At 66.8% G+C, this 26,088-nt stretch carries 19 protein-coding genes; 6 read left to right on the plus strand and 13 right to left on the minus strand.

Annotated features, from left to right (window positions below; genetic code table 11):
- Positions 1–31: 31 nt before the first annotated feature.
- Together ACLBYD_RS19435 and ACLBYD_RS19440 are read left to right on the plus strand one after the other, a co-directional pair.
- Entirely contained in the window at positions 32–1,750 is a 1,719-nt protein-coding gene (locus ACLBYD_RS19435) for an alpha/beta hydrolase (protein WP_447817700.1), read from the plus strand.
- Between the two features lie 109 nt (positions 1,751–1,859).
- Positions 1,860–3,596 (plus strand): alpha/beta hydrolase, encoded by a 1,737-nt coding sequence (locus ACLBYD_RS19440; RefSeq protein ID WP_447817702.1) that lies wholly within the window; start codon positions 1,860–1,862, stop codon positions 3,594–3,596.
- A 668-nt stretch (positions 3,597–4,264) separates the two neighbouring features.
- Here the strand turns inward: ACLBYD_RS19440 and ACLBYD_RS19445 are convergent.
- A complete protein-coding gene (locus ACLBYD_RS19445) occupies positions 4,265–8,743 on the minus strand; it encodes an AAA domain-containing protein (protein ID WP_447817704.1) in 4,479 nt (1,492 codons plus the stop codon).
- A gap of 168 nt (positions 8,744–8,911) precedes the next feature.
- On the minus strand, positions 8,912–10,117 hold the full coding sequence (locus tag ACLBYD_RS19450; protein WP_447817705.1) for a Glu/Leu/Phe/Val dehydrogenase dimerization domain-containing protein: 1,206 nt from the start codon (positions 10,115–10,117) through the stop codon (positions 8,912–8,914).
- 175 nt (positions 10,118–10,292) lie between these two features.
- On the opposite strand from ACLBYD_RS19450, the gene ACLBYD_RS19455 reads away from it, so the two are divergent.
- Entirely contained in the window at positions 10,293–11,204 is a 912-nt protein-coding gene (locus ACLBYD_RS19455; protein WP_447817707.1) for a LysR substrate-binding domain-containing protein, read from the plus strand.
- A 25-nt stretch (positions 11,205–11,229) separates the two neighbouring features.
- Here ACLBYD_RS19455 and acnA read toward each other — a convergent pair whose 3' ends face one another.
- Positions 11,230–14,028: an aconitate hydratase AcnA gene (gene acnA / locus ACLBYD_RS19460; protein WP_447817708.1), complete on the minus strand. Its 2,799-nt coding sequence runs from the start codon at positions 14,026–14,028 to the stop codon at positions 11,230–11,232.
- A gap of 297 nt (positions 14,029–14,325) precedes the next feature.
- Between acnA and ACLBYD_RS19465 the strand changes: the two genes are divergently transcribed.
- Together ACLBYD_RS19465 and ACLBYD_RS19470 are read left to right on the plus strand one after the other, a co-directional pair.
- Complete coding sequence (locus tag ACLBYD_RS19465) at positions 14,326–14,913, plus strand: DUF3558 domain-containing protein (RefSeq protein WP_447817710.1); 588 nt, start codon at positions 14,326–14,328, stop codon at positions 14,911–14,913.
- Positions 14,914–14,938: 25 nt separating this feature from the next.
- On the plus strand, positions 14,939–15,298 hold the full coding sequence (locus ACLBYD_RS19470) for a hypothetical protein (RefSeq protein WP_447817712.1): 360 nt from the start codon (positions 14,939–14,941) through the stop codon (positions 15,296–15,298).
- Positions 15,299–15,578: 280 nt separating this feature from the next.
- Here ACLBYD_RS19470 and ACLBYD_RS19475 read toward each other — a convergent pair whose 3' ends face one another.
- The 6 genes from ACLBYD_RS19475 to ACLBYD_RS19500 are packed head-to-tail and all read right to left on the minus strand — an operon-like array spanning position 15,579 to position 21,073.
- Positions 15,579–16,451: a VOC family protein gene (locus ACLBYD_RS19475; RefSeq protein ID WP_447817714.1), complete on the minus strand. Its 873-nt coding sequence runs from the start codon at positions 16,449–16,451 to the stop codon at positions 15,579–15,581.
- Complete coding sequence (locus ACLBYD_RS19480; RefSeq protein WP_447817716.1) at positions 16,451–17,629, minus strand: flavin reductase; 1,179 nt, start codon at positions 17,627–17,629, stop codon at positions 16,451–16,453. The genes ACLBYD_RS19475 and ACLBYD_RS19480 overlap by 1 nt, the downstream gene beginning before the upstream one ends.
- 10 nt (positions 17,630–17,639) lie before the next feature.
- The gene (locus ACLBYD_RS19485; RefSeq protein ID WP_447817717.1) at positions 17,640–18,440 is read right to left on the minus strand and encodes an ABC transporter ATP-binding protein; all 801 of its coding nucleotides are present in this window, start codon (positions 18,438–18,440) and stop codon (positions 17,640–17,642) included.
- Positions 18,440–19,216: an ABC transporter permease gene (locus tag ACLBYD_RS19490; protein WP_447817718.1), complete on the minus strand. Its 777-nt coding sequence runs from the start codon at positions 19,214–19,216 to the stop codon at positions 18,440–18,442. Before ACLBYD_RS19490 ends, ACLBYD_RS19485 begins: the two co-directional genes overlap by 1 nt.
- Positions 19,213–20,091, minus strand: a complete 879-nt coding sequence (locus tag ACLBYD_RS19495; RefSeq protein ID WP_326602116.1) for an ABC transporter permease — start codon at positions 20,089–20,091, stop codon at positions 19,213–19,215. The genes ACLBYD_RS19490 and ACLBYD_RS19495 overlap by 4 nt, the downstream gene beginning before the upstream one ends.
- Before the next feature lies 1 nt (position 20,092).
- Positions 20,093–21,073, minus strand: a complete 981-nt coding sequence (locus ACLBYD_RS19500) for an ABC transporter substrate-binding protein (RefSeq protein ID WP_447817719.1) — start codon at positions 21,071–21,073, stop codon at positions 20,093–20,095.
- A gap of 258 nt (positions 21,074–21,331) precedes the next feature.
- On the opposite strand from ACLBYD_RS19500, the gene ACLBYD_RS19505 reads away from it, so the two are divergent.
- Positions 21,332–22,135 (plus strand): IclR family transcriptional regulator, encoded by an 804-nt coding sequence (locus ACLBYD_RS19505; RefSeq protein WP_447817720.1) that lies wholly within the window; start codon positions 21,332–21,334, stop codon positions 22,133–22,135.
- 45 nt (positions 22,136–22,180) lie between these two features.
- Here ACLBYD_RS19505 and ACLBYD_RS19510 read toward each other — a convergent pair whose 3' ends face one another.
- The 4 genes from ACLBYD_RS19510 to ACLBYD_RS19525 all read right to left on the minus strand — a co-directional run bounded on the left by ACLBYD_RS19510 (position 22,181) and on the right by ACLBYD_RS19525 (position 25,857).
- Positions 22,181–23,353, minus strand: coding sequence for a hydroxylase (locus ACLBYD_RS19510; RefSeq protein WP_447817721.1), 1,173 nt, complete (start codon positions 23,351–23,353; stop codon positions 22,181–22,183).
- 16 nt (positions 23,354–23,369) lie between these two features.
- Positions 23,370–24,221 carry an alpha/beta fold hydrolase gene (locus ACLBYD_RS19515; RefSeq protein WP_447817722.1) on the minus strand — a complete coding sequence of 284 codons (852 nt, stop codon included), beginning with the start codon at positions 24,219–24,221 and terminating at the stop codon, positions 23,370–23,372.
- A gap of 153 nt (positions 24,222–24,374) precedes the next feature.
- A complete protein-coding gene (locus ACLBYD_RS19520) occupies positions 24,375–25,094 on the minus strand; it encodes an IclR family transcriptional regulator (protein ID WP_447817723.1) in 720 nt (239 codons plus the stop codon).
- Position 25,095: 1 nt separating this feature from the next.
- Positions 25,096–25,857, minus strand: coding sequence for an IclR family transcriptional regulator (locus ACLBYD_RS19525; RefSeq protein WP_071934622.1), 762 nt, complete (start codon positions 25,855–25,857; stop codon positions 25,096–25,098).
- Positions 25,858–26,088: the final 231 nt, after the last annotated feature.

A 26,088-nucleotide genomic window follows, 5' to 3' on the forward strand; every position in this document is an offset into this window, starting at 1 on the left:
CGTGAGGGACGATTCCGGCTACTGTCGCATCGTGACCGCTCCTGCCACGCCTCCCGAAACCGATGAGTCGAGTAAGAACACCCGACGCCACCTCTCCGTCTTCGGCCTCGACTTCGTCGGTCTCGTCGTCGCCCTGTTCTTCTTCGCGTGGAGCCTGAGTCCCTCCCTCATCCCCCGTGAGTGGTATTTCCAGGGGCTGATCAGTGGGGTGACGGGCATCATCGGCTACGGCATCGGTGTGCTCATCGCCTTTCCCGCTCGGCGATGGATCGCTCCGCGTCTCACATGGTGGCGACGGCGCCACACAGTCCGCCGCATCGCCGAAGTGCTGGTCGCCCTCATCGCGGTAGGGACACTTCTGGGGAGCCTGCTCGCCGCGGCGGAATGGCAGAACGAGGTCCGCGCCCTCATGGGCATCGAGACCACGACGGGCTTCGCGTATCTGCGGACGGGCCTGGTGAGCGTTGCGATCTTCGCCACCCTCCTTTACATCGCGCGCGGATTGCGCTGGGTCGGACGACGCTTCGCGGAATTTCTCGCGACCCGCCTGCGTGTTCCGGTCGCCGCGGCCGGCGTCCTCGCGCCGGTCATCCTCGTGCTTGCGGTGGTCGTGTTCGTCGACCAGGTTCTGCTCGCGAGCAGTTCAATGGCGGCACGAATCGTGTTCGCCGACGACAACAACAGCACGGACCCCGGCGTGGAGCAGCCTCAGGTTCCCGAGCGGTCGGGCAGCCCGGCGTCGCCGTCGTCGTGGGAGAGCCTCGGTCGTCAGGGACGCACGTTTGTCGCCGGTGGGATGGACGCCGAGCAGCTGACCGAACTGAACGTCGCTCCCGCGCTCGAACCCATACGGGTGTACGCGGGACTTGAAGCCGACGGCACCACCGACGAACAGGTGCAGCTGATCCTCGACGAACTCGACCGCACGAAGGCGTGGGAGCGCGAGATCCTCGTGGTCGCCGGCACCACCGGGACCGGGTGGGTGAATCCGTTCGCCTCCGACTCGATCGAGATGATCTACAACGGCAACTCGGCGATCGCCGCGATCCAGTATTCCTTCCTGCCGAGCTGGATCTCTTTCCTCGTCGACGGCTCCGCAGCCAAGGCTGCCGGCAATGCGCTGATCAACGGGGTCCACGAACGCTGGTCGCAACTGCCGGAGGACCAGCGCCCGAAGCTCGTGGTCTACGGCGAGAGCCTCGGTTCGCAGTCGGCCGAGGCAGCCTTCGACGACCTCTCCGACATGCGCAGCGAGATCGACGGTGCTCTCTTCGTCGGACCGCCGAATTCGAACCAACTGTGGCGCAGCATCGTCGACCATCGGGATCCCGGCAGCCCCGAGGTCCTGCCCGTCTACGAGGACGGCGTCGCGGTGCGGTTCGCCTCCGACCTGCAGACGCTCGAGGACCAGCAGGGACCGTGGAACGATCCGCGAGTCCTGTACCTGCAGCACGCGTCCGATCCGGTGGTGTGGTGGGGACCGGGCCTGCTGTTCGAGCGACCCGACTGGCTCGCCGAACCTCCGGGTGCGGATCGCTCACCGTCGATGCGGTGGTATCCGATCGTCACCTTCGCTCAGGTCGCGGCCGACATCATGGTCGGCACGTCGCCACCCGTCGGTCACGGCCACAACTACGAGGACCTCATCCCCTACGGCTGGGCCGCCGTGACGTCGCCAGAGGGGTGGACGCTCACCGACACCCAGCGGATCGCCGAGGCCGTCGAGCAGTTGAACACCGCAGACGAGTAGTCGAACACGGCACGCTGCCCGAGGCTCTGCTAGCTTCTCCCCTACGGCTTCGCATTCCGTCTCTTCGCCATGCCTTCCTGCGCCCTGGTACCGACGGAAGCGACCGCCGATGACCACGACCCTCGATACACCGCCCGCACCTCCTGAGCCCTCCCCTTCGTTCTCGGCTCGGCTGAAGGACGGGATCCTGCGATGGTTGGGAGGGTTCCATCCGGTCGGCCTGGCCGTTGCGCTGCTGTTCTACTGCTGGTCGCTGTCGCCGTCCCTGCTTCCCCGCCCCTGGTACCTGCAGGGCGTCGCGACCGGCATCAGCGTCATCACGGGCTACGGCATCGGCGTGCTCCTCGCGTGGATCGTCCGCAAGTGCGGCTTCGAGACGAACTGGTCAGCGACCGTCAAGAAGGTCGGCTGGTACCTGCTCGCGGCGGTCGCCGTCGTGGTGGTGCCGACCTTCCTCGTCCTCGGTTCGTGGTGGCAGGACATCAGCCGCGAACTCGTCGGGATGGAACCCGGCAGCAGCTGGGACTATCCGGGTGTGCTGCTGGTCGCCGTGGTGGTGGCGCTGCTCCTGCTCGTCATCGGCCGTGGTCTGCGGCGCGTGGCGCAATGGGTCACCGGACTCGTCGTCCGCGTGTTGCCGGCTCCCCTGGCGCGCATCGTGAGTGTCGTGCTGGTCGGGTTGATCGTGTTCTGGGCGGTGGAAGGTCTGCTGTCGGTGGAGATCGCGCGTATCGCCAACGGATCGGCGATGGCAGTGGACGAGGGCACCGCCGACGGAGTCGAGCAGCCGCAGGCACCGGAACGATCCGGGTCGGACGCATCTCTCGAACCGTGGGATTCGCTGGGACATGAGGGCCGCACGTTCGTCGCAGGCGGTCCGTCTCCGAAGGAGATCACCGCGGTGACGGGTGAGCCCGCGATGATGCCGATCCGGGTCTACGCGGGTTACCGCTCCCTGGACAGTCTCGACGGTTACACGGACTACGACGAGATGGAGGTGCTCGCCTCGCATGTCGTTGCCGAACTCGACCGCACCGGTGCCTTCGACCGCGAGTACCTCGCCGTGGCCACGACGACCGGTCGTGGCTGGGTCAACCAGGACGTCGCCGCCGCACTGGAATACCTCTCCGACGGCAACTCTGCCATCGCGGCCATGCAGTATTCGTTCCTCGCCAGTCCCCTGGCTTTCCTCGCCGATCGAGTCTCGCCGCGCAATGCCGGTCGCGCGTTGTTCGAAGCGGTATACGCGAGGTGGAGTGTTCTCGATCCGGAAACCCGGCCGAAGCTGCTCGTGTTCGGCGAATCGCTGGGGTCGTACGGAGGGCAATCGGCCTTCGCCGGCGTGCAGGACATGATCACCCGAACCGACGGCGCACTGTGGGTGGGCACACCGAATTTCACGGAACAGTGGCGACGCATCACCGATTCGCGCGATCCCGGCAGCCGCGAAATTCTTCCGGTGATCTACGGCGGCCAGAACGTGCGATTCGCTGCGACTCCCGACGACCTCACCGATCTCGACGGACTGCGCGACTGGGAATCTCCCCGCATCGTGTACTGGCAGCATCCCAGCGATCCGATTGTGTGGTGGTCCTCCCAGCTGGTCCGGCACCGCCCGGATTGGCTGCGCGAGGAGCGCGGCGCCGACATCGACAAGGGGATGTCGTGGATTCCGTTCGTGACGTTCTGGCAGGTCACGCTTGACATGGTGTTTGCCGCCGAAGTGCCCGGTGGCCACGGCCACGCCTACACGACCGAGGCGGCGTTCTTCTGGGCCGACATTCTGGGAATCGAGGACGAGGTGCGCGTGAAAGCGGTCTTCGACGCATTCTCGTCCGGCGGATGACGCCGCAAATTCACCCTTCTACTTAATCCGACCCAACCGAGTTTCTTCCGCGTTTCTCACACCACCCGTGATAGAACGTCGGTACTGCTTGTGAATCGACACAGGAATGCGAACCGGAGTACGTCGATTCACGGGTACCGGAAATTCGTCGACGCGGACTGCCGCGGAGAGGTTGCGCACATGTGCACATGAGTGTGGATCGGTCAATCCGAGCGGGACCGGCAAACCCGTTGCTTCGCAGTCGGTCCGACAATCGGTAGACGAATTCCCCATCACGCGTTGCGTGTTGGATCTACCATGCGTCCTGGCATCGCCTGGGCAGACTTCGACGATCCCGACAGCGCGCCGGTGAGCGCACCGAACCCAACACCGCATACACGAAAGATCCCCGAAGACAATATCTTCGGGGATTCTTCGTCGCTCGCGGACTACTGGCCGCTGAGGCTGCTGATGCTGCCGATGAGCTCCATGAACGGGCCGAGCAGCTTCGCCAGCTCGATGAGGGTCTGAAGTTCTTCCATGGGGGACTCCTGTCACAGGGGGAATTACGCGCAACGAGACTCGCTGCGCATCAATAAATATCAGGAACCCGTGTACTTCGCTGAAGAAAGCGCGTGAAAAGACGCACTGTAACGTTCCCAATCGAGAAACGATGTGACCGAGTCGATTCAGTAGTCGTCCGTCCCCGCAATCATTCGCGTACCCGGATCGACAATCTCACCGACGACCGTTGCATCCGTCCGACCGACTGATTCGACGAACTCGTGCGGCTGCCCGTCGGTGCGGAACTCGATCGACGGCCGGGACAGTTCTGGCGCAGGAGTATCCACTCGACCGGGCGTGATTCCGCGACGTTCAAGCTCCTCCCACAGTCCTGACAGGGCGGCGACCGGGTCGAGGTAGTACTCCGATTCTCGGACCCGCCAGAACTTCCAGCCGCTGCGGTGCAGTTCGCGCTCCCGCTCCAGATCGGCGTTCTGCCGGTCGGGACTTGTATGCCACTGCTCGTCGTCGCAGACGACGGCTAGCTTGCCTGCCGCCCCCGTGACGACCAGATCGATGAAGTGACCGTTCACCTCGACCCGCGGATTCACGTGATAGCCGCGAGCGGCGATGTCGAGGAAGACGTCCTGCTGGAAGAGGCTGTCGAACGCCTCGTGCCGCTCGTCGCGCGTCACGCCGTCGGGCATCGGCTCGGCCGGTCGCGGGGACGTCGTCCGCATGTGGGTGAGCAACGAGTACCGCAGGTCGGTGCGACGCAACGTGTCGATGGTCCTCGAGTGGAACAACCACAGTTGGTCCTGGGCACGCGAGGCCGCCACGTTGAACCGTCGCTGATACTCGGTCCGCGTCAACGCCGCGATGTTCTGTTCGGGCGCCACGACCATCGACAGGAACACCACGTTCCGTTCGTCGCCCTGGAAGTCCGGGGGCGTGCCGACGCGGAGCCTGCGTTCCTCCCACTGTTCCGGGGTGAGCCGGTCCAACAGTTCGTTCTGGATGATGTCGACCTGCAGCTGCCCCTGCAGCACCACGACGCCGAAGGTCTTGCCGTCGTAGGCGGGGTCCTCGACGCACTTCACGAGCGTGTCGACGAGGGCATGTGCCTCGGCATAGTTCGTCAGCGTCGAGTTCTGCCCGGTGACGGCGCCGTCCTCGACGAGGGTGGTGCGCAGCGGCTGCAGACGATCGGAGCCGTACTGCCGCATGGGGACCAGCGGGTCGTCGGCGTAGAACTGGTCGCTCGACCACGCGATGATCTCCGGCATCGACCGGAAGTGCTCGCGCAACCGGACGATGCTGCCGAACCGCGACCGCAGCAACGAGAACAGACTCGATCGCGGAGTGAAGCTGTCGCGCAGGTAGTTCGGAATGTCGGGCAGGTACGAATCGAGACGGCTGAACACCCCGTCGAGCGCACCCAGCGACACCGCGCTCGGCGCACACTGCTTGTCGTCGCCGACGACGATCACCCGCGGCGCCAACCACAGCAAAAACAGGCTGCTGATGTCGGTCTGGCTCGCTTCGTCGACGATGACGACGTCGAACGAATTCTGTTCGGGCGGAATCGAAGCCAGCACCTGCTGCAACGGCATCACCCAGGCGGGCACCGCACCCTGCGCGACCTGCATGGCCTCGCGTGCCGCCGCCCGATAGCGCTCCGCATAGCGGCCGGTGCCCTTACCGATGCTCGCGATGTGATCGCGGTACGAATGGAGCGCCTGCACCTGCTCGGCCGTGGTGCGGTCGAGACACGCGCTCCACGCCTTCTCCTCGACGAGCTCGGTCGTCAGTCGCGCGATGTCCTTCTCGAGTGCGTCGAGGTCGCGTTCGAATTGCCCGTCGTCGGTGCGCTCGTGGAAGCGTCGCACCCACTCGTCCGCGCGTCGCCACGCCCACGCCTCGTCGATGTCGGCGAGACGAACCGGCCAGGCCAAGCTCAGCGGATTCTCCGCGAGGGCCTGCGCGAGGGCGGGTGCCGCGGAGGTCAGGCGCGCGTGGAGGGAGACGAGTTCCAGCTCCTCACGCTGCTCCCCCGCCGCCCGATCCCACGCGTCCAGGGCCGCGTTGATGGCGTCGAAGTCGGCGTCGTGGAAGGCGCGGGCCAGCGCGCGTCCTTCGGGCGACGCTCCCCCGGAGATCTGACTCCGCACGTACATGCCGATGGATTCGAGCCAGTTCTTGCTCGCTTCCGCGGTGCCCGCGGCGGCGATGGTCCGTGCCGACTCGGCGGTGGACCGCGCCTGCTCGATGCTCGTGATCCGCGGCGCCCCCGGATGGACGTCGCGCAGTGCCGATTCGACGTCGTGCACCCGCGCCACGAGATTGTCGACGATGGCACGGTCCCGGTCGAGGAACGCGAGGGTGCCGACGGCGCGGCTGCGCGACTCGTCGAGCTCGATGTCGATACCGAGGTCACGGAGGACGACCCGCGCGACCCGGATCGCCTCGAGCGCACGAAGGTGTTCGGCGACGACGCGCGCCGTCTGGGCGGTGGTCGCGGCGACGCCCTCGACGGTCGCGATCTCACCGAGCGCCTCGACGGCGGACTGCTCGTCGCTGCGCCGGAACCGGCTGAATCCGCTGCGCCACGTGTCGCCCGCCTCGAGCTTGCGGGCGAGCGCGTCGTACGCCTCGAATGCCTGTCGTCCCGTCACCGAGATGTCCACAGAGCTGGCGCCGACGATCCGGTCGGCCTCCTGCGCGGCCTGCACGAGCCTGGCGAGCTCGGCGGTCTTCCCCCACAGATGCTGGGCCCGGCCCGACAGGACGTCGTCGGCGATGCGCTGGATCCGGGCGTCGAGTCGATCCGCGTCCTCGAGGGCACCCTGCAGCTGCTCGCACAGCTCGCGGATGCGGCCGAGTGCTTCGAGCGACGCGCCCTCGAGGATCCGCAGCAGTCCCTGCGTCTCACCGTTGGTCGTGCCACTCGATGCCTGGGAGACGGCGGCGCACGCGTACTGCAGTTCCCTCTGAGTGGGTAGGGACAGTTCGGGGAAGCGCTGCTGGCGACGTCGCGCACGCTCGACGCTCGACCGCTGATGCAGCGAGTGGAGGGTGACGAGTTCGTCGACCGTCAGCGGCGGGGTGTCGGTGAGCAGAGGCGCGGGCAACCATGCGTACTTGGCCTCGTACGCTCGGACCCGCCGGACGATCGACGCAGCGGTCCCTTCGTAGCCGGCGGCAACATCGGCGTGGACCTCGGTCTCCTCCGCGCGCGCCTGCCGGATCTGCTCCATCAACGTCGCGCGACGGTCGAGCGCGTCGTTACGTTGCGTGGTGAGCTCGTCGATGCGTTCCTGGGCGCGTCGCACGTTGAATTGCGCCTTACGGATGGCGATTTCGCTGACGCTGCGGGTGAGTTCCACCGTGCCGCCGTGCACCGGGTCGGTCACGGCCACGCACAGCTCCTGCAGTTCGGACGGGAGCTTGTCCCGGAGCACACGCAGCGCTTGCGCCTTCTCACTGGTGACCAGCACGCGCTGGCCACGCGCGAGCAGCGCCGCCACGATGTTGGCGATGGTGTGGGTCTTACCCGTGCCCGGTGGCCCTTCGACCACGACACCGCTGTCGCCGGCGAGCCGGTCGATGATGTCGCGCTGCTCTTCGTTGGCGGGCAGCGGCATCAGCTGCTCGCCGGTGAACTCGGTCGACGGCGTGCCGATGCGGTCGAGCCATGCGACGCGGTCGGCCGGTTCGATCGCTTCGACGAGCTGCGCCAGTCCGAGCGGCACCGGATTCGACTCGTCGGCGGCCGCCTCGGTCATGCGGCTGTAGTACTCGATGAGTGCGTGGGCGCCGCGCTTGCGCAGCACGAGCACGGGCGACGGCGTCACGAACGCATCCGACGACGACGCTTCGTCCGCACGATCGACGACGTCGACCGGCACGGTGAGCGCACGCTCGGCCCAGCTCTTCAGGAACGCGCGGGCCGCGGGGTCGAGGGGCGACGCGACCTGGGTGACGAGGGCGTCGTGCAGTTCGCGGACACTCGTCGGGTCGAAGACCTCCAGACCGGTGAGGAGCTGGACGTCCTCGAGCGACGGCCCGGCGCTGGGACTGAGCCGGACCACCAGATCGCCGGAGTCGCCCTGTCGCTCGATGAGCGCGGCTTGGGTGATCAGGTGCGTGTGGACCCGCGCGCCCGCCACACCCTCGGACAGATGCAGCAGACCCGACGCGACGACGAGCTCCAGCGATTCGGGCTGGTCCTCGAGATCGAGCATGGCTCGCTGCAGGAACGAATACAGATGCGAGGCGGCCTGCCGCTCGCGGTCGACGACCGCCCACGTCCGCCAGTCCGTCAGCCAAGTATCGAGACCGTCGATGCCGATGGCCTGGGGGTCGAGTTCGGGCTCGACGGCGGAGTCCGCGATGTCGCCGTGCACGTACTTTGCGATCTCGGCGGGCGGGCGCGGGGGCTCTTCGAGCTGGGCGCGACGCGCACGCAGGACGATGTCGCCCGACGCGGCATGGGCCCGCAGGCCGGCCCTGATGTTTCCCTCCTCGAGGGACATCACGGCGCGGTGTTTGTCGACGACGCGGACGGGCGCACTGCGGGCCTTGACGAGCTCGGCCAGGAAGGCAAGCAGGCGCTGCACGCGATCCCTCAATTCGGGTTCGCTCTCGCCTGACTCCACTTGCACTCCACTCACCCTTGCGGACGTCCTTCCACCCGTCCACGGAGACGGGCATGTCCACCTTAGAAGTCTTGGTCGACATGCGCGTTTCCGGACCCGGACGACGCGCGCCGGCATTTCCGCCGATCCTCGTCGAAAAGGCGCTGACCTGCAGAAATAAGTGAGGTGAAAGTATCAAGGGATGGTGATCGTGCGCGAGGCGCTCGGAGCGTGGTTGGTCGCGCCGAGTTCCCGTGCCGTCTGCCGTGGCGGCACCCGATCGAGCGCCCACCGCTCGACCAGCAGCGTGATCTTGGTGAGCATCTCGGTGCGCAGGCGCTGGAACGAATCGTCCGGATCGGTCCCCACCCACCCGAGGAGAACCCACCATGCCCACGCGACCGCGCCGGCATTGGCGACGAAATCCGGGATCACCGGGATACCGCGGCGGGTGAGCACGGCTTCGGCGTCCGGCGTCGTCGCGGAGTTCGCGGCCTCGATGACGACCCGCCCGGCGACCCGGGCGACGTCCTCCGCCGTGATGGCGTAGGAGATGGCGGCGGGGACGAGAATGTCGGCGGGAATGCCGATCACCGCGTCGCGCGGCAGTTGTTCGACGTGCGACGGGACGCGGGAGCGGTCGATCTCCCCGTACTCGTCGCGAAGGTCGAGCAGTGCCGGGATGTCCAGTCCGTCAGCGCAATACAGTGTGCCGGCGGCGTCGGCGACGGCGGTCACGCGCATGCTCGCTTCGTGCAGGTACCAGGCGGCACCACCACCCATCGTGCCGATTCCCTGGATCGCGACGGTGGTCTCGGCCGGCGCCCAGCGGTATGCGTTCGCGGTGGCGATGCAGGCCTGCGCGACGCCGTAACCGCCGATCACGTCGCCCAGCAGGAAACCGCCGTCGACCGGCGCGTTCAGGGAGGTGCGTACCCGGTCCAGGGTGATCGCCGGGTCCGCCGCGCGGCTGATCGCGGCGTGGAAGGACTGGTGCAGGCCCAGGCGTTCGAAGACCTCGTCGAGGAGGTGCTGGGGAACGCCCAGGTCCTCGGCGGTGACCCAGTGCGCGTTCAACCAGGGACGCATCGCCTGGCAGAAGCGCTGCAGCACGTCGACGGCACGGGGGTCCTTCGGGTCGAAGTCGATCCCGCCCTTCGCACCGCCCACCGGCAGGTCGAACACCGCGGTCTTCGCGGCCATGCCGCGCGCCAGGTCCTCGACCTCCGACATCGTGCACCCGGCCCGCATGCGGGTGCCGCCGGTCGTCAGATCGCCCACCAGGGTGTGGACGACGAGATAACCGTGCGCACCTGTCACCGGGTCCGTCCAGGTGAGACGCATGAAGGGTTCGTCCCTGCGGGTGTCCACCGCGTCGACGCGTGTTGCCATGGTGGTCATATGCGGTCCCCCGTTCGTCAGAGCCGTCGTTACGTCGATTCGGCCGGTGACGCCAGCGTGCATGGGGGTGGCGCGGGGCGTCCAGTTACGAAACTCGAAGGTGAGAGTTCACGATTTCTACACAACGCGAGCTCACAGCGGTTGCAGGTCCCCGGACGCGCCCTACGCTGACGGCATGGAGTTGTCCCTGCGCCGGTTACGGATGCTTCGAGAACTGCATCGCCGAGGTACCGTCACGGCCGCCGCGCTCGCCCTGCACTACACCACCTCGGCGGTCTCGCAACAGCTCACCCAGCTCGAACGGGACGTCGGCGCAAAGCTTTTCGAGCGTCGGGGACGTCGGGTCCAGTTGACGGAGGCGGGCGTGCTGCTCGCCGAACATGCCGAGGAGATCCTGCAGTCGGTGGAGCGGGCGACGACCGCGCTCGAACAGACCCGCGACGGGGTCACCGCGCGCCTGACCGCCGGCGTGTGGGCCTCCGTCGCGTCCACCCTGATCCCCAGTGCGCTGGCGTTGTTGGCCGCCGAGTACCCCGGTATCGAGGTCCGCACCAGAGAGCTCGCCCCCGAGGAGACCGCCGGCGCCGTGCGCGACGGTTCCCTGGACTTCTCGTTCGTCATCGAATATTCCGGCTACCCGATGCCGTGGGATCCGGAGCTGACCAAGGTGGTGATCGCGGTCGAGCGGCTGCACGCCGCGGTGCCGCCCGGAACGGTGCCGGCGGGCACAATCGCGCTCGCCGACCTCGCCGAACACCCGTGGGTCCTCGCCGGTCCCAATTCCCATTTCGGACGCGCGGTGAGACTCGCCTGTCAGCGTGCGGGGTTCGAGCCCAGAATCAACCACGAAGTCGGGGAGCAGGCGACAGCGCTGTCGATGGTCGCCGCTGGGCTCGGCGTCACGCTCGTCTCCGATCTCGGGCTGACGTTGAGCCCACCCGGAGTCGAGGTGGTGGCGTTGACCGAGCCGCTCTTCCGCACGATCTCCATCGCGCATCGCGGGATCGCGTCGGAACGACCCCCGCTGCGCCTCGTGATCGACGCGGTGCGCACCGCCGCAGCAGAACGGGGGCTCGCGGCGCAGTAGCCACGGGCCCCCGCCCTGTCGTTCTCTACTGCGCGAGCTGCTTACGCAGCACGTACTTCAGAATTCCGCCGTGCTGGAAGTACTCGGCTTCGGCCGGGGTGTCGATGCGCACCGTCGCGTCGAACTCCGTATCTCCCGCCTTCACGTGCACGGTCTCGGGGATCTCGGCGCTGTCCGCCAGTCCGGTGATGGTGAACTCCTCCTCCCCGGTCAGGCCGAGGCTCTGCGCCGACTCGCCCTCCGGGAACTGCAGCGGCAGCACGCCCATGCCGATGAGGTTGGAGCGGTGGATGCGCTCGTACGACTGCGCGATCACCGCGCGCACGCCCAGCAGCAGCGTGCCCTTGGCGGCCCAGTCACGCGACGAGCCCGATCCGTACTCCGCGCCCGCGAGCACGACCAGCGGGGTGCGGTCCTCCGCGTACTTCTGTGCGGCGTCGTAGATGCTCATCTGTTCGTCGGTCGGCAGGTAGCGGGTGACGCCGCCCTCGACGTCCGGCACCAACTGGTTGCGCAGCCGGATGTTGGCGAAGGTGCCGCGGATCATCACCTCGTGGTTGCCGCGCCGCGACCCGTAGGAGTTGAAGTCGGCTTGCTCGACGCCGTGCTCCTGCAGGTAGTGACCCGCGGGGCTATCTCGTCGGATCGCACCGGCCGGCGAGATGTGGTCGGTGGTCACCGAGTCGCCTAGCAGCGCGAGCACCCGCGCGCCCTCGATGTCGCTCAGCGGCTCGGGCTCCGACGACATGTCCTCGAAGTAGGGAGGACGCCGCACGTACGTCGACTCGTCCTTCCACTCGAACACTTCACTGTCGGGCACATCGAGGTTCCGCCACGTCTCGTCGCCCGTGTAGACGTCCTGGTAGCCGGTCTCGAACATCTCCGCGCGCACCGCGTCGTCGATGACCTCCTGGATCTCCTGCGTTGTGGGCCAGATGTCGCGCAGGTAGACGTCGTTGCCCTCGGAGTCGGTGCCGAGCGGGTCATTGAAGAGGTCGACGAGCATCGAACCCGCCAGCGCGTACGCGATCACCAACGGCGGTGACGCAAGGAAGTTCATCTTCGTCTGCGGATGGATGCGCCCCTCGAAGTTGCGGTTGCCCGACAGGACGGCCGAGACGTTGATGTCGTGCTCGTCGATCGCGGCCGCGATCTCGTCGGGAAGCGGACCGGAGTTGCCGATGCAGGTCGTGCAGCCGTAACCGACGAGGTTGAACCCGAGCTTGTCGAGATACGGCGTCAGACCCGAGCGTTCGTAGTAGTCGGTGACGATCCGCGACCCCGGAGCCAGCGAGGTCTTCACCCACGGCTTGCTCCGCAGCCCCTTCTCGACGGCGTTCTTGGCGAGCAGCGCCGCGCCGATCATCACCGACGGGTTCGACGTGTTCGTGCACGATGTGATCGCCGCGATCACCACGTGCCCGTTGTCGAGTTCGAACTCGTCGCCGTCCCCGACACGCACCGGGACCTTCTTCGACGGCGGCGCCGAGGTGTCGGCCTCGTCGGGCACCGGGTCGCGCGGCTCGTCGCGGGAGTCCTCGCTGCGCACCGACACCGGGTCGCTGGCCGGGAACGATTCGAGCACGCCCTCGTCGACACCCGAGTCCTGGATGCGGGAGACGACGTCGGGCACCTCCTCACCGTTGAGCAGCGAGGTCACGGCTTTGGGTGCGAGGGCGACGGGGATGCGGTCCTGCGGTCGCTTCGGGCCGGCGACGGACGGCCGGACCTTCGACAGATCCAGTTCGACGACCTCGCTGTACTCGGGTTCGCGATCGGGGTCGTGCCACAGGCCCTGCTCCTTCGCATACGCCTCGACGAGGCGGATCTGCTGGTCGTCGCGACCGGTGAGGCGCAGGTAGTCGAGGGTGGCGTCGTCGATCGGGAAGATCGAGATCGTCGAGCCGTACTCGGGGCTCATGTTGCCGATGGTCGCGCGGTTGGCGAGCGGCACGTTGGCGACACCGGGGCCGAAGAACTCGACGAACTTGCCGACCACGCCTGTCTTGCGGAGCATCTCGGCGACAGTGAGCACAAGGTCGGTCGCCGTAGTGCCTTCCTGCAGTTCACCGGTGAGCTTGAAGCCGACGACCTGCGGGATCAGCATCGACGCCGGCTGGCCGAGCATCGCCGCTTCGGCTTCGATGCCGCCGACACCCCAGCCGACGACGCCGAGGCCGTTGATCATGGGGGTGTGCGAGTCGGTGCCGACGAGCGAGTCGGGATAGGCGACGAGCCCGCCGTCCTCGTCCTCCCGCGTGAAGACGACGCGGGCCAGGTACTCGAGGTTCACCTGGTGGCAGATGCCGGTGCCGGGCGGGACCACCTTGAAGTCGTCGAACGCACCCTGCGCCCAGCGCAGCAACTCGTAGCGTTCGCGATTGCGCTGGAACTCGAGATCGGTATTGATCCGGAACGCGTCCTCGGTGCCGAAGACGTCGGCGATCACCGAGTGGTCGATGACCAACTCGGTGGGGATCAGCGGGTTGATGCGCTTGGGGTCGCCGCCCTGCTGGGTCATGGCGTCGCGCATCGCGACGAGATCCACGACACACGGCACGCCGGTGAAGTCCTGCATGAGGACGCGTGCCGGGGAGAACTGGATCTCCGGATTGTGCGTCGACTTCGGATCCCAACCCGCGACGGCCTCGATCTGCTCCCGGGTGACGAGCCGCCCGTCCTCGGTGCGCAGCAGGTTCTCCAGCAGGACCTTGAGACTGTAGGGCAGCCGCTCCGAGCCCGGGACCTTGTCGATGCGATAGATCCGATAGTCGGTGTCGTCGACCTTCAGGGTGTCGCGTGCGCCGAAACTGTCGTCACTCATGAACGTGCCTCCCGACTGCGATGTTTCCGGTGGTTACCCGAATGGGTAGCCCGTTCCGCTGCCCGGCAATCACGGGGTGAGTTCAGGTGGTCGTTCGGACCGGGCGACTCGCTGATGCTGCGGTTGAGTTTCGGCACAGGACGGGAGCAGGACCGACTCGACGCTACGGCGCCAGCAGCGGCGCGCGAATTGGTCATCAGTGCGCGTTGTTGCGCGCTCTGATGACCATTTCGCGCTCCGGAGCACTGCCTTGGGCTGTTGTGTTAGCGTCTGCCGGACAATCGGTCGGGGGGTCCCATGGGCAGGTGGGGAATCGTCGCGCTCGCAGCAGCCGCGGCAGCGGTGACGGCGTGCAGTCCGAGCGCCGCGGACGACGCCGCTGCAAACGAGACAACGACGTCGACGACCCGCGCCCCGCGCATCACCGACGACTCCGGCCGACCGCCAGTCACCTTCGATCCCTGCTACGACATCCCCGACGACGTCATGAACGCAGCCGGATACGATGCGGTGAAGAAAGAGCTCGCGGACATGCCGATGGGGACGTACACCTTCCTCGGATGCACATATCGCGATGACAACAAAGTTCCTGGCATCAGACGTGGGTATGGCCTCAACATCCTTGCTGGAAACGTGACCCTCGATGAAGAACTCAGCAACAACGCGCACATCGCCACAGCAGTTTCCATCAATGGCAGGCGTGCTCTCCTCGAGGTCGATCCAGATCGTGACGACACCTGTAAGTACGTCGTAGAGACTGGATTCGGCCTCGTCATGCTCACCCGGATCTATCACACGGATTACCCAGGATCTGCTCCGATCGAGGAATGGTGCACAGGCTTGGAGGAGCTTGTTACCTCGATCGAGCCTTTCATCTCTGCGTGACCGTCAACTACTCGAAGGGTCTTCGATGAGTGATTTCGCCAGGCTCGAACCACATGTCGTCGATGAGATTGTCCGCATCTGCGAGGTGATGCTTCGGGAGTTCGAGGACGCCCAAACAACAGCAGCAAAGCTCCCTGACGTTCGCGGCTTCGGCGACTTCGCGTCCGCCCAACAACTCGCCGCCGGCTATAGACGCAAAGCCTCCGGCACCCCTGAATCCGCAGTCGAACGTATTGAACAATTCACTCTCGCCCTCACCCAACTCCGCGACGCCTTCGCAACCGGCGGAGAAGCCTTCCTCGACACCGAATCCGATTGGGCACGCCAACTCGCCGCCGCCGACCCTGACAGCGGACCGGGAAATGGTCATCAGCGCGCGCAATAACGCGCACCGCTGACAATTTCGCGTGCTCGAGCAGTAGCGTTGGCGTCCCGCCGACAAGTGATCGCGGCAGGGCTGGCGAAGGGAACGGCCGATGCGACTTCGATCCGCTCGCCGGTTGGTCATTCGCTACGGTTGCGCGTGCAATTGGTAATTTCGCGAGCGGATGCAGTGAGAAGTCACCCCTGCGCCACCACCGACCCTGGCATCGGAGCGCGAAATGGTCACCAGCGCGCGCAATTACGCGCACCGATGACCATTCCGCGCTCCTATGACTGCACACCTACCCCTGCGGGCGGCGGTGACCCCAGTAGTGGGCGGAGCCGTAGCGGGTGGGGAGCCAGTTCTCGTCGTCGATGAGAATGCCGCCGACGCCGTACTCGATGCCGAAACCCGAAGGGCTGCGGACGTAGAACGAGATCATCTTGTCGTTCGTGTGCTTGCCGAGGGTGGAGAGGACCGGGATGTCGCTGTCCTCCACCTTGTCCCACTGGCGGCCCAGCAGATCGAGGTCGTCGATCTCGAACATCAGGTGCCCGATGCCCTTGTTCCGGTGCGGCGCATGGGCGTACGCGAACGAGTGGTGACGCGGGTTGCAGTGCAGGAAGGTGCCCACCGAGCCCGGCATGTCGATGTGGTCGCTGAGCCGGAAACCGAGAATCTCGCGGAACAGACGGTCGTAGACCTTCGCATCACCGTGCAGCGCCTGGAAGGCGTGTCCGAAACCGAGATCGCTCGCGACGAAGTTCGCGCCCGTGGGTGAGACGAACTTGTCGAGGGCGTTGCGCAGACCCCAGAACAGCTCGTGGTTGATGACGTCCTCAGGGTCGCGGAAACGGACGAGGTCCATGACCTGCCGCTCCTCGATCACCGACGAATCCACCGACTCGACCTGGTAGCCGGCGTCGACGAGGCGCTTCGACAGTTCCTCGAGAGCTTCCGGTCCGCCGACGTCCCAACCGAGTGCGGTGACGCCCGGGTCGTCGGAGCGTCGCACGTCGAGACGGTAGGCGTACTCGTCCATCCGCAGCAGCATCCGGTCGTCGTCGCGGTAGGCAACCTGCAGGCCGAGGAGGTCGGAGCCGAAGGCGACCCACTCGTCGAGGTCCTTCGCGCGGACGACCGCGTATCCCAGTGCCCTGACTCGAGCGTTCATCATTTCTCCTTGGTCGATGGGGTGCGCGCGGCGAGGGCCTCGGCGGTGTCGGCGGCGACGGATCGCAGATCGTCGATCCAGCGCAGCACCTGCTCACCGGACGCGGCGCGCGGAAGCCGGGACAGTCGCAGTGCGATGCGGGTGCGTCCCTCGGGGTCGGGGACGGGGACGACGACCGAGTGCAGGTCGTACGTGCCGTCGGGGTCGATGTCGGGTTCGTACAGCGACGCGGTGCCGGAGATCATCTGCTTCATCCGGCGGTCGTGCTCGGGCAGGACGTCGCATCCCGAGTAGTCGTTCATCACCGACACGCGAGCGAGTTCGGTCTCGGGCATGAGCGACATCGAGTAGCCGCGTTCACGAACCTTGTCGAGGTTCGAGACGAAAGCTGCTGTGTCGTCGTTCCTTCCGGCACGGCCGAGCCACTGCTGCACTTCGTCGTCGGAGGCCTGGCTGTGGAAGACGGTGCCGAGCGGCGGGATCAGCGGGATCCGCTGTCCGATCTCGACGGCATCGGGATCACCGGAGTGGTTCTCGGTCATCACGAAGACCGCTTCGTCGCCGACGCGGGCGAGCACACCGCAATCCGCGCCGACGCCGGCGGCGAGCGCTTCGAGTCCTTCGCGGGCCGCCTCGGCCATGCGCACGCCCCGGATGAGTTCCGGGTCGGCGGGTGCGACGGAGGTCGGAAGGGAGAACCTTCCGTATCCGCCCTGGAAGAACAGCAGCGGCAGCGTCGAACGGGCCACGTCGAGATCCTGCACGCGACCCATGACGATGAAGTGATCGCCGCCTTCGAGCTCGTCGGCGACCTCGCAGTCGATCCAGGTGACGGCTCCGTCGAGGATGGGGGATCCCGACGGCGCCGGCGTCCACTCGACACCCGCGAACTTGTCGTCGCCGCGGGCGGCGAACCGTCCGCAGAGTTCACGCTGGTCGGCGGCAAGGACGTTGACGCAGAAGTGGCTGCTCGTGCGGAGCCGCGCGTAGGTGCGCGACTCGCGTGTGGGCAGGTACGCCACGATCGGTGGGTCCAGCGACACCGAGGTGAACGAACCGACCACCATGCCCACGGGCTGCCCGTCGGCGTCGATCGCGGTGATGACCGCGACGCCGGTCGGGTAGTGCCCGAGGGTCTGGCGGAAGCGCGCGGGGTCGATCGTGCCGTGGATCTGCATGACCTCTCCCCTACGCGGTCGCCGGGTTGCGGATGAGGGTGTAGACCTCGGCGCGCAGGTCGGCGAATTCCGGCAGTGCCTTCGTCGACAGCTGGTCGCGGGGCTGCGGCAGGTCGATCGGGAGCATCGCGGTGACGCGCGCGGGACGACCGGACAGTGCGAGCACCGTGTCGGCGAGGTAGACGGCCTCGTCGATGTCGTGGGTGACCAGCATGACCGTCAGTCCGAGATGGTCACGCACGCGGAGCACGAGATCTTCGAGGTCGGCGCGGGTCTGCGCGTCGACGGAGGCGAACGGCTCGTCCATGATGATCGCGCGCGGGTTCGACGCGAGGGCGCGGGCGATGGCGACGCGCTGCTGCATACCGCCGGACAGCTGCCACGGGTACGCCTGGGCGACGTCGCTCAGACCGACCTCGACGAGCGCCTGACGGGCTTGCGCGAGGCGTTCGGCCTTCTTGACGCCGGCCGAGCGCAGCGGCAGTGCGACGTTGTCGATGACCGACAGCCACGGCATCAGCGACCGGCTGTAGTCCTGGAAGACGATCGCGAGGCCCTCCGGCGGCTCGGTGACCCGCTTGCCCTCGAAGAGGATGTCACCCTGGCTGGGCCGCAGGAGTCCCGTCAGGCACTGCAGGAGCGTGCTCTTGCCGACGCCGGACGGACCGACGATGCACACGAATTCACCCTTGCCGACGGTGAAGTCGAGGCCTTCGAAGATCTGCGGTCCGCCGTAGCTGTGTCCGAGACCGCGTACTTCGAGCACCGTACCCGTGCGGGTCTCGGGCTTGGTCGCTTCGGTAGTGGTCATCATTTGCCTCCACGGTTGTGCGCGGTCATGCCCGCATGCCAGGCCAGCACACGACGTTCGACGAGCGCGAAGAGCTTGTTGAGCAGGTAGCCGAGGATCCCCAGCGCGATGATGCCTGCCCACATCGAGGTGATCTTGAATCCACGTTGTGCGTCGAGGATGTAGTAGCCGATGCCGCCGGGGGTACCGACCATCTCGGCGACGACCATCGCGACGATGGAGATCGCCAGTGCGGTGCGTGCACCCGCGAAGATCTGCGGCGACGCGGCGGGCAGGATCACGAAGCGGATCCGGTCCGCGAGCGTGATGCGGTAGCTGGCGGTGACCTGGTGCAGGACGGGTTCGACGGAGCGGACACCGTCGATGGTGTTGAGCAGGATCGGCCAGGTCGCGACGAGGGCGATGATGGCGATCTTCATCGAGTCGCCGAGGCCGAGCAGCAGGATCATCACGGGAAGGATCGCGACGCCCGGTGTGGCACGGAGGAATTCGACGATGGGTCGCACCGCGTTGTCGACGCGGGTCATGACGCCGAGCGCCAGTCCGAGGCCGACACCGGTGACGCAGGCGAGTACGAAGCCGACGAACAGTCGCTGCAGGCTCGGCCAGATCTCGGTGCGGATGCCTTCGAAGAACCACACGTCGGCGAACTTGTCGAGGATCTCCGACAGCGGCGGGAAGTAGGGGTCGGTGCTGGTGGCGCTGAAGATCGCCCACAGTGCGATGAGCAGGACGGGGAGCCACAGCTCCCATGCGAGGCGGCGTACGACGGTCACGGCTTGTTCACCCTTTCGGACGGGTGCCACCACAGCACGCGGCTCTGCGCGAGAACGAGAAGACGGTTCAGGCAGATACCGAGTACACCGGCAGTGAACACGTAGACGAACATCCGCTGGGTGTCGTCGACGGTCAGTGCTTGGTAGAGGCGCTGACCGATGCCGTCCGCACCACCGAGGAACTCCGCGGAGATCGTGATCAGAAGGCTGATGGTCGCGGCGATACGCAGGCCCGTCATGAGGAACGGCATCGACGACGGGAGGTAGATGTCCCGGATGCGGCTCGTCGGCGACAGGCGGAACGCCCGGGCCACCTGCTTCATCTGCGACGACAGCTGCTGTGCTGCGTAGGTCGACTGGACGAGGATCGGCCAGACGGCGCTGAACATCACCAGGACGACGGCCATGGTGCGGGTGCCGCCGAACAACAGCAGCACCAGCGGCAGGATCGCGACACCGGGGATCGTGCGTCCGAAGTCGACGACGAACGAGGTGCTCTGCTCGACCTTGCGGTATGTGCCGTTGACCAGACCGAGCGGAACGCCGATCAGCACGGAGAGCCCGAAACCGATCAGGGCGGTCAGCAGAGTGTTGCCGACAGCGTCCCAGTACTGGCCGGTGACGACGAGGTCGGCGCCGGTCTCGATCAGCTGGAGCGGCGTCGGGATGCCCGAGGCCTTGCCCGGTCCGGTGACGAACACGTGCCAGGCGACGACGACGATCGCGAGGGCGACGAGTTTGCCGGCAGCGGAGGTGAGCCGCGCGGACATCGTCTTGCGCTTGCGTGCTGCGGCGCGTCCGATCGAACCGGCGGGGCGCGGTGGGGTCACCTCCCGAGCTGCCCCGGGCGCATTCGCGGTGGCGGTAGGGCTCATGTCAGCCACCCACGATCATGTCGCCGGGAGCGGGCGCGTCCGCCTCCTGGACCAGGCCGTAACGGACCATCCGGTCGAGGGTGGAGTCGATGTTGTCCTCGGTGATCGGGGTGGTCGGGAACTTCGGGTAGATGGCCTGCGACAGGATCGCGGGATCGACCTCGATGTAGGTCGCGGCGACCTCGGCGGCGAGACCGTCCTGCTCGGCGAGCATGGTGTTGGCCTCGACGACCGCGTCGCGGAACTTCTCGACGTTCTCGGCGTTCTCCGCGGCGTAGCGCGGGGTGGTCACGTAGGCGTACGACAGGTCGCCGCCGGCGTTGACGAAATGGTCGAGGACGCGCAGGTCCGGATCGTTGAGAGTGGCGGTGCCCGAGGGTTCGGCGGTGGTGACGACGTCGACGCTGCCGGAGCGGAGCGCGGCGAGGGTGTTGGGGACCTCGACGAACTCGGTCTTCGAGGAATCACCACCGGCGTTGTCGATGGCCTCACGCACGTCGAGCCACAGCTGGCCCTTGGTCTGCGGGATGCCGAAGGTGGCGTTCTCGAGGTCAGCGACGCTCTGGATGGGGCTGTCCGCCCGGACCCAGAAGCGGCCGCTGGTCAATCCGTCGTCCTTCGCGGCGGCTCCCACGGCTCCCGGAGCGGCCATCACGAGGTCGACGCCTTCGGTCTTGGCGATGATCGGGCTGACCATATCCATGAGAGCGAAGTCGATCTTCCCGCCGAGCAGCTGCGGGGTGGCCTCGCCCGGCGTCGCGACGGTGACGAGTTCGACGTCGAGGCCGTGCTTGTCGAAGACTCCTTCGAGGTCGGCAGTGCGCGGTCCGAGGGCGTTGAAGCTCGGGAACACGGCGACGCGCACGGTGCCGTCGCCGGCGGTGTCGGCGTCGCTGGATCCGCCGCACGCGGTCAGCGCGAGCGAGGCCAGTGCGCCGAGGGCCAGCACCTTGATCGGGCGCGGGAAGTTCGTGATGTTCATGGGGCTCCTTGGGAAGAAGTCGCTGTACAGGTGGGGAACGGGCGTCGAGGGGCGGGACTGCGCGTCCGTTCGTCGACATCAGGTCCGGTCGGCACCGGCAGCACCGCAACGAATGCTGCTGAATCTGCCAGGGCCGGGGCGGCGGGGGAACCGAAATTCCATTGGGTGATTGCAACCACGAAATCCGGGTGGACCGCCCCCTAACGTGGACCGCATGGCAAGCGATTCGATCGTGTCCATCGCTGAGTGGAGGAACCGTTGACCGTTCTCGACGACACCCCGAACGGGGCCCGCGAGGAGCGGGCCGGCCGCCAGATGACGTCGGTGGCGAAGGCCCTGCAGTTGCTCGACGCATTCCGCAAGGCTCGCGCCGACATGAGTCTGAGCGAACTCGCGCGTCGCGCCGATGTGCCGAAGTCGACGGCCTTCCGCCTGCTCGCCGAGCTCGAACAGTCCGGTTTCGTCGCCCGCAACGGTACGAAGTACCGACTGGGGCTGTCCTGCTTCGAACTCGGCGCACGTTACAGCATGTGCCGTCCGAACGGTCTGCGCGACACGGCAAGTCATTTCGTCAGTCACCTCCACACGGCTACCGGTCTCACGGCTCATCTCGCTGTCCTCGATGGTCCCGAGATCCTGCATGTCGAGAAGGTCCAGGGCCCGAACAACCCTGTGGTTCTCACGATGCCGGGCCAACGTCATCCCGCATCCTGCACGGCACTCGGCAAGACGCTTCTCGCTTTCGGCAGTTCCGAGGACGTCCGTACCGCACTCGACGCCGGTCTGCCTCGTTTCACTCCACACTCGATCACCGACCCTCGTCGTTTCATGTCCGAGCTGAAACGGATCCGGGAATCGGGCGTCGCCTACAACCGTCAAGAGCTCTCGCGCGAACTCGTCTGCGTCGCTGCCCCGATCGTCGTTCACGGGACGATCGAAGCGGCCGTGTCGGTGTCCGGACCGACCGCAGGCGTCCGGTGGGACCGGACCGAGATGCTCGTTCGTCGTGCGGCAGCGGATATCTCGGCTGCTCGCGGTCGGAACATGAGATCGCAGATCTGAGTGTTTCCTCGAGGCGGGGGACGGCGCGCACCGTCCCCCGCTTCGTCACATCCGGACGTTCTTCGGGGGTTCGCCGCCGAAGGTGACGGTGCCCGCGGCCTCGTAGATCGGCTCGGCGACGTTCGCGCCGTGCCCGAGGGCGATGTGCATGTCGCGCCAGAACCGCTGGATCGGGTTGTCCATCCGCATCGCGGAGCCGCCGGCATGGGAGACGAGCTTGTCCACGGCAGCACCCGCGCGTCGGGACACACGCGCCTGGTTGCGTCGCACCTCGGCCCGCAGAGCGATGTCGATCGGCTTGCCCGACTGCGCCACCTCGTACAGGCGGTCGATGTCGGCGAGGAACTGTATGCGGCTGGCCTGCAGGTCCGATGCCGCCTCCCCGAGAGCGTGCAGCTGACGCGGGTCGGTCGCAGCGGTGACGCCGCGGGCCGACACACGGGTACGGGTGTAGTTGATCCAGTGTGCGAGAGCACCTTCGGCGGCAGCAAGAGTGCCGGCGGTGATGGCCCCGCTGAACATCGAGTGGAACGGCATCCGGTACAGCGCCACGTCGCCGCGGCCTGCCTGGCGTGCGGCTGCTCCGGAACCGAGATCCTCGGGGTCGATGAGCCGGTGGTCGGGCACGAAGGCCCCGTCGATCACGACGTCCTTACTGCCCGTGCCCTTGAGGCCGACGACGTCCCACGAGTCGTGGAGGATCGTGTAGTCCTTGCGGGGAATGATGAAGTGACGCAGACCGTCCGGACGGACATTGCCGTCGTCGTCGGTGAGCATGCCGCCGAGGACGACCCAGTCGCACAGGTCGGTGCCCGACGAGAACGGCCAGCGGCCCGAGAAGATCCAGCCACCCTCGGTGCGACGTGCCCGCCCGATCGGAGCGTACGGCGAGGCCACCCAGGTGTCGGGATCCTCGCCCCAGATCTCTTCCTGGACCTGACGCGTTCCCTGCGCCAGTTCGAAGGAGTGGACGCCCACGACCGACGAGACCCATCCGGCCGACGCGTAGCGGCTCCCCACCGCGAGTACGGCCTCGAAGAACTCGCGCGGGTGGAGTTCCGATCCGCCGAAGTCCTTGGGCTGCAAGGCGCGGACGATGCCGACCTCACGGAGGGTCTTGTGAGTGGGCTCGGTGAGGTGACCGATCTTGTCGGACTCCTCGGCCTGGGATTCGAAGAAGTCTGCGAGTTCCTCGACCCGCTGCACCAGTTCGCTCATCGTTGTCTCTCCGGTCTCAGGCGTTCGGGACGGTGTTGAGGACGAAATCGCGCACGACGCGGTTGAATTCGTCGGCGTGCTCGAGCTGCGCCCAGTGGCCGCACCGGTTGAGGAGCAGCAGACGCGAGTCGGAGATCATCGACACCAGGCGGAGGCCGGCTTCGAAGTGCACCACGCGGTCGTCGCGACCGTGGATGACCAGCGTGGGAGCCTTGATCGACGCAATCTCGTCCATCGACGCCTCACCGCGGCGGGGACGACCCAGGCCGGCAGCGAAGTTGTCGAGGTGGTCCTGGCGTGCGCGGGCGTTCTCCGAGCGCTGCAGCACCAGTTCCTCGGTCGCGAACTCCTTGTCGAAGGTCATGATGTCGACCAGCGCGCGCATCGTCTCCGGCGACGGATCGCGGTAGCCGCGGTGCAGAACCTTGAGGCCCTCCGAGGGGCCGTTGCCCGGGCTGAAGATGCGCGGGCCGGGGGCGCCGGCACCCATCGAGACGACGTGCGACACGCGATCGGGATGGCGCGCAGCAACCTTCAGCGAGGTGGCGCCGCCCATCGAGTTGCCGACGAAGGCGGCCTTCTCGATTCCGAGCGCGTCGAGCAGGTGGATCGCGGAGGTGACGTGGTCACGATCCTCGTAGGTGACGGAATCGGACTTGCCCCAGCCCGGCATGTCGGGCGCGATGACCTGGAAGTCCTCGGCGAGCTGCGCCATGTTGGGGTTGAAGTTGCTCCAACCGGTGGCCCCCGGGCCGCTGCCGTGCAGCATCACGATCGGATGTCCCGTCCCTGCCTGGTGCAGGTGGATCTTTCCGTGGGGAGTGTCGATGTACCGGCTGGTTTCGGCCTCCGAGAGGTGGGCTGGCATGACTGCCCCTTTCGTCTCAGCTTGTGTGCCGCAAGAAGAGGTGCGCGGCTCTTGGTAACGAGCGTCACATCCTTGCCGAAGCCCTTCCATCGGATCGTTCCGATATGCGGCACACTTCGCGAGATTGCCGAAATCCGGTCCGGTGGCTTCGTTTCAGGAGCTGCGCGAAGCTATTTCGCGGCAGGCATCGACGACGAGGTCGCGGACCTCGTCGTATCTCTCCGGCGCGATCCTGGTGGTGGCGCCGGCGATGGCCAGCGCTGCGGGGACTCCCCCGCCCGGTGTGGAGATCGGCGCGGCGAGAGAGGTGAGCCCGTCCTCCATCTCGTCGACGGAGACGGACCACCCTCCTGCCCGGATCGTCGCGAGATCGTCGGGCGTGGGCAGAGTTCTGTTGCGGTGCACCGGGAGCTGTTGGGACACCCTGCGGACGGTCGCGTCGTCGGCATAGGCGAGGAGCAACTTCCCCGCCGCCCCGTAGCCCAGGGGCAACGTCCTGCCCAGGACTGCCACCGGGCGCAGTGCGTGTGGGCCCTCCACGGCATGGACGCAGACACGCGAGTCGCCGTCGCGGACGTAGAGGTGCACGCTCTCGCGGACCTGGTCGCGCAAGGTCGCCATCACGGGTGCAGCGATGTCGCGGATTCCGATGGACCTGTCGGCGAGTCTCCCCCATTCGACCAGCCGGTACCCCATCGTGTACTCGCCGTCGCCGCATCTGCGAACCAGGCCGAGACGTGCGAGTTCGACGAGGAGCCGGTGCGCCGACGACTTGGGAATGGAGATCCCCTCGGCGAGCGCCCCGAGACGCATCGGCCCGGGAGCGCGACCGAGGGTGTCGACGAGCTGCACGGCCTTGTCGAGAACGGACACCTCAGCCCACCGAACGGAGAGAAGGAGGCAGACCGTCGCTGACGGCGCGCGCCGTGTCGACCACGGCATGGACCAGCGCACCGATGTTGAACCGAGGGCGATGCACCGCGATGCACACGACCGACCGCACTTCCCGAGGCTTCGCGAACACCGGCGACGCGATCCAGTACATACCGTCGGCGCTCTGGACGACGGCTGCTCCGGTGCGCCGGATTTCGCACAGCTCCTGACGCAGACGGAAGGCGTCGTTGTGGTCGTGCTGTGTGCGGGCAGTCAGCTCCGACACCTCGTCCGGGGACATGTAGGCCATGAAGACCGATCCGGGCGCCGAGTTCACGAGGTCCAGGCGCCGAGGAAGGATCCGGCCCGTGCGAGTGGAGCTACCGGCGATGACGTCGGCCAGCACCACGCTGTCCCCGTCGCGGGAGGCCAGGGCAACGGCTTCCCGCGTGCTGGTGTGCAGGTCGACCAGGTGCGGGCGTGCGACGTCCTTGAGGGTTCGAGCGCCGGGGACACCCCAGCCGAGACGCCACAGCCGCATACCCAGGCGGTACTTGCCGCGCGCTGCGCGCTCGACGGCTCCCCACTCCACGAGGCTGGCCAGCATCCGATGGACGGTCGCCGGCGGGAGGCCGGTCGCCGCGCACAGCGACCCGATCGTCTGCTCCGGCTCGGCGTCGGTGAAGCACTCGAGGATGTCGAATGCGCGCCCCAGCACGGATCGACGGTTCTCGTCGGTGACGACAGCGGCGGAGTGGGTCATAGAAGCCTCGCAGTTCGGAACGTCGTTCTACTATTCGGAACGATGCAGACAGTAGCTGCGATTACGGTCACAATCAAACTGATCTTGTGAAGCAGGGCACCGTTGCTTTGTCGGCGCGCGGAGCGGGAAACAGTCATCGGAACGCGCAAAAACGCGCTCTTGTGACCACTTCGCGCGCCGGAGTGCTCGACCGATCCGTTGTGTTAGCGTCTGCCGACAAATCGATCGGGG

This window comes from Rhodococcus sp. C26F (assembly GCF_053345925.1).

Coding starts and splice junctions, on each gene's coding strand:
- ACLBYD_RS19440 (WP_447817702.1), top strand. CDS start 1,860: ATGACCACGACCCTCGATACACCGCCCGCACCTCCTGAGCCCTCCCCT.
- ACLBYD_RS19450 (WP_447817705.1), bottom strand. CDS start 10,117: ATGACCACCATGGCAACACGCGTCGACGCGGTGGACACCCGCAGGGAC.
- ACLBYD_RS19455 (WP_447817707.1), top strand. CDS start 10,293: ATGGAGTTGTCCCTGCGCCGGTTACGGATGCTTCGAGAACTGCATCGC.
- acnA (WP_447817708.1), bottom strand. CDS start 14,028: ATGAGTGACGACAGTTTCGGCGCACGCGACACCCTGAAGGTCGACGAC.
- ACLBYD_RS19465 (WP_447817710.1), top strand. CDS start 14,326: ATGGGCAGGTGGGGAATCGTCGCGCTCGCAGCAGCCGCGGCAGCGGTG.
- ACLBYD_RS19470 (WP_447817712.1), top strand. CDS start 14,939: ATGAGTGATTTCGCCAGGCTCGAACCACATGTCGTCGATGAGATTGTC.
- ACLBYD_RS19475 (WP_447817714.1), bottom strand. CDS start 16,451: ATGAACGCTCGAGTCAGGGCACTGGGATACGCGGTCGTCCGCGCGAAG.
- ACLBYD_RS19480 (WP_447817716.1), bottom strand. CDS start 17,629: ATGCAGATCCACGGCACGATCGACCCCGCGCGCTTCCGCCAGACCCTC.
- ACLBYD_RS19485 (WP_447817717.1), bottom strand. CDS start 18,440: ATGACCACTACCGAAGCGACCAAGCCCGAGACCCGCACGGGTACGGTG.
- ACLBYD_RS19495 (WP_326602116.1), bottom strand. CDS start 20,091: ATGAGCCCTACCGCCACCGCGAATGCGCCCGGGGCAGCTCGGGAGGTG.
- ACLBYD_RS19500 (WP_447817719.1), bottom strand. CDS start 21,073: ATGAACATCACGAACTTCCCGCGCCCGATCAAGGTGCTGGCCCTCGGC.
- ACLBYD_RS19510 (WP_447817721.1), bottom strand. CDS start 23,353: ATGAGCGAACTGGTGCAGCGGGTCGAGGAACTCGCAGACTTCTTCGAA.
- ACLBYD_RS19515 (WP_447817722.1), bottom strand. CDS start 24,221: ATGCCAGCCCACCTCTCGGAGGCCGAAACCAGCCGGTACATCGACACT.
- ACLBYD_RS19525 (WP_071934622.1), bottom strand. CDS start 25,857: ATGACCCACTCCGCCGCTGTCGTCACCGACGAGAACCGTCGATCCGTG.